We start from the raw sequence: 2,539 nt of genomic DNA on the forward strand, positions 1-2,539 counted from the left end.
GCGCGTGGCCATGATGCGTTCCCTGATGGCCTGGCGCTCAGCCGGCGTCATTTCGTTGTCGGTCTTGGCGCACCAGTTCTGCGCCTCGCCGCTACGCCAATTCCCGAAGGTGCCTGCCGGGATGTGGTCCAGGTGGAGGACATACCAGCCGGCATCGTCCTTGCGTTTGCCTGTGGGGCTGAAGCGGTGAAGCCGGCCATCAGCATGAATCTCATCGGGAGGCGTCATGCCCGCCGCGTCAATCGCACTACGGAAGAGGTCTACAGGGTCAGTCATTTGCTGCCTTTGATTTGTTCGAGGTGTTGGCGGGCCTGCTCGAGGTCACGGATTGGCTTGAGCCAACCCCAGCGAGCTGCGTAGTAAGGGGCGCGGGCATCCCCCGGTACGGCACGGATCAGCGCATGACCGAGCAGCGCGTATTCCGCGGCGAGCGTTGCGAACTGCTTGGTGTCGGTCATCCGCGCCCCCCGATCCGCTGCAAGATCCGCTTTTCGCGGCTGATCTCCGACTCAGTCGGGACACGGCATCCGCAGAGACCGCAGCGTCGGGTGAAGAGTGGATTCACCCCGCCGCAGTTGTCGCAATGCATCACCTGCTCGCCGGAACGCGCGCGCGTATCCAGCGCCGCCACAGCGGCCAGTCGTGCGAAGGGCATCAGGTGCCCCCAGTCGTGCTATCGGCCTTGCGCCAGTTGTCGTCAGGCTCGTTGAGCGTGTACAGCGCCATCCGGGGATGCGGGCGACCGTCGGCTGCCCATGCGGTCACAAACGCCGTGTGGATCGAGTAGCCCTGGGCACGCAGTTCGAAGACGCGGGTGGGAGCCTGGAAGCATCCGAGGGCACGGAGTTGGTCCGTCGTCTTGGGGCCGCGACGCAGCGCCGAGAGGATGATCTGCTGCTGGGCCTTGCGATCGAGGTAATACTTGAAGCGGCCACCCAGTGCGGCTTCAACAGCCGTAAAATCGGGGCCAGTAATGTGCTTCTCGTAACCCGGCTGCGTTGTCGTAGATGCAGTCGGGTTATTCATTTTGTGCCCCCCTGCTCCGAGGCGTTGCGGAGGTGGCGCTCGATAAAGCACTCAAGATCAGAGCGCCGGTAGCGGACGTGGCTCCCGAGCTTGAAGTAAGGCAACACGACCCGGTTGGTGGAGCGCCAGACGGCCAACGTGGCTTCCGGTACGTTCAGCAGTTCGGCGGTCTGCCTGGGCGTGAGGTTGTCGCCTGCAATTCGCTTGATTTCGGTGGTTGGGCTACTCATTTGGCGCCCCCTTGAACCAGAACGGTGTCTGCGAGAGCACTTGGCGTAGCGCGAAGGTCTGAAGTGCGCGCATCATCCGGCGTCCCCATGAGCCGCCGAATCTCCGCCGTGGACCAGGCCAAGCGGCCATTGACGCGAATCGGGCGAATGGGGCTCAGGCCTTCGCTGCAGGCCCAGCCTCTCAATGTCTGAGGACGGCGGTTGAGGTAATAGGCAGCGGCGGCGGTGTCCACTGCGGGGCGGGTCACAGATTCCAGGGGAGGAAACTGTCCGGTCAAAGACTTCATTCGAATCTCCAGCGCCTCTCGGCGTTAGGTTCACACACCACCAATCAGGGCTGATCGGTAGAGCAACGTTGGTTGCTAGCTGTGAATGTAGATTCGCGTATGTCCCGGAAAATGACGAATTAACGGGATTTTTTGACCGTCGGGTGCGTAGCGTCTGAAAGGCGGTTGCGCAGCGTTTTCAGCTTGGCCTGAAAGGCCGGCGTGCTAGCCCTCGATGCCCTCATGCCGAGCTTTTCGAACTCGTTGCCGAAGTACCATGTGAGCACTACGTTATCGCCGACCTTTCCCTTCGTCGGGTTCGCTTGGGCATACGCATCGCGCGCAAGCTGGACTTGATCGATCAAATGATCGTGGCGCTTCTCCGGTCTGCCGACCTTGCGCTTTGCTTCCGCCTCCGCTTCCGCACCTTTCGATTCCAACGCATCAAGCGCCAGCATCAAATGTGAGTTCAGCAGTGCCGCCAGCGCACGAAGCTCCTTGTTTTCTTGACGCAGTTCACGGATCGTGACCGCGCAGGCATCCAACTCGGCTTGGACGTGGTCAGCATCCATGAGCACCCCCGTGCCGGGTAGCTTGCGCGGCGTTCTGAGCGGGACCGAGATAGTTCATTTGCGCACTCCCAAAGTGCTGCCCTGAATAAAGATGCCAGCTCAGCCCGTCAGGGAAACGGGTTTTCGCGCCGTCGCGCCAGGGCTGGCAAAACACTGTCAAAGGCGCTGGGCCTTGGATGCCCGTTACCAACTCTCCACGGAAGCCTTTGTGACTATTGCATCGAGCATCTTGGTCAGCGCGTAAATCGCATATTGCGGGTTGTCTACAAAGTCCCCGTGGATGGCCCATGAGTCCATTCCTGCGTAAGCGTCTAGCCGCGGCACCTTGATTGCGACGGATCGTTTTAGGATGCTCGTGTCCACTACGTTCTTGGTGGACACGTGCACACTATTTCCAACGAAGCCAGCGCTGGCCGTCGACGCCGGCGCACACATAGCGCCGAGT

The 2,539-nt window shown here is 61.1% G+C and carries 5 protein-coding genes and 1 pseudogene; all 6 read right to left on the bottom strand.

Annotated elements, in window-relative coordinates; all coding sequences use genetic code 11:
• Nucleotides 1-276: pseudogene (locus tag AC1DY5_RS51000) on the bottom strand (toprim domain-containing protein); the annotation flags it as partial.
• Nucleotides 273-458 carry a hypothetical protein gene (locus AC1DY5_RS51005; protein ID WP_478121911.1) on the bottom strand — a complete coding sequence of 62 codons (186 nt, stop codon included), beginning with the start codon at nt 456-458 and terminating at the stop codon, nt 273-275. The pseudogene AC1DY5_RS51000 and the gene AC1DY5_RS51005, both read right to left, overlap by 4 nt.
• Nucleotides 459-654: 196 nt before the next feature.
• A complete protein-coding gene (locus AC1DY5_RS51010) occupies nt 655-1,026 on the bottom strand; it encodes a helix-turn-helix domain-containing protein (protein WP_478121912.1) in 372 nt (123 codons plus the stop codon).
• Nucleotides 1,023-1,256, bottom strand: coding sequence for a helix-turn-helix domain-containing protein (locus tag AC1DY5_RS51015; RefSeq protein ID WP_478121913.1), 234 nt, complete (start codon nt 1,254-1,256; stop codon nt 1,023-1,025). The genes AC1DY5_RS51010 and AC1DY5_RS51015 overlap by 4 nt, the downstream gene beginning before the upstream one ends.
• A gap of 406 nt (nt 1,257-1,662) precedes the next feature.
• Nucleotides 1,663-2,094 carry a hypothetical protein gene (locus AC1DY5_RS51020; RefSeq protein WP_478121914.1) on the bottom strand — a complete coding sequence of 144 codons (432 nt, stop codon included), beginning with the start codon at nt 2,092-2,094 and terminating at the stop codon, nt 1,663-1,665.
• Between the two features lie 183 nt (nt 2,095-2,277).
• Nucleotides 2,278-2,539: hypothetical protein (locus tag AC1DY5_RS51025; protein ID WP_478121915.1), on the bottom strand; the 262-nt coding region annotated here is incomplete at its 5' end.

The organism is Variovorax sp. P4_D9 (assembly GCF_056401695.1).

Coding starts and splice junctions, on each gene's coding strand:
- AC1DY5_RS51005 (WP_478121911.1), bottom strand. CDS start 458: ATGACCGACACCAAGCAGTTCGCAACGCTCGCCGCGGAATACGCGCTG.
- AC1DY5_RS51010 (WP_478121912.1), bottom strand. CDS start 1,026: ATGAATAACCCGACTGCATCTACGACAACGCAGCCGGGTTACGAGAAG.
- AC1DY5_RS51015 (WP_478121913.1), bottom strand. CDS start 1,256: ATGAGTAGCCCAACCACCGAAATCAAGCGAATTGCAGGCGACAACCTC.
- AC1DY5_RS51020 (WP_478121914.1), bottom strand. CDS start 2,094: ATGGATGCTGACCACGTCCAAGCCGAGTTGGATGCCTGCGCGGTCACG.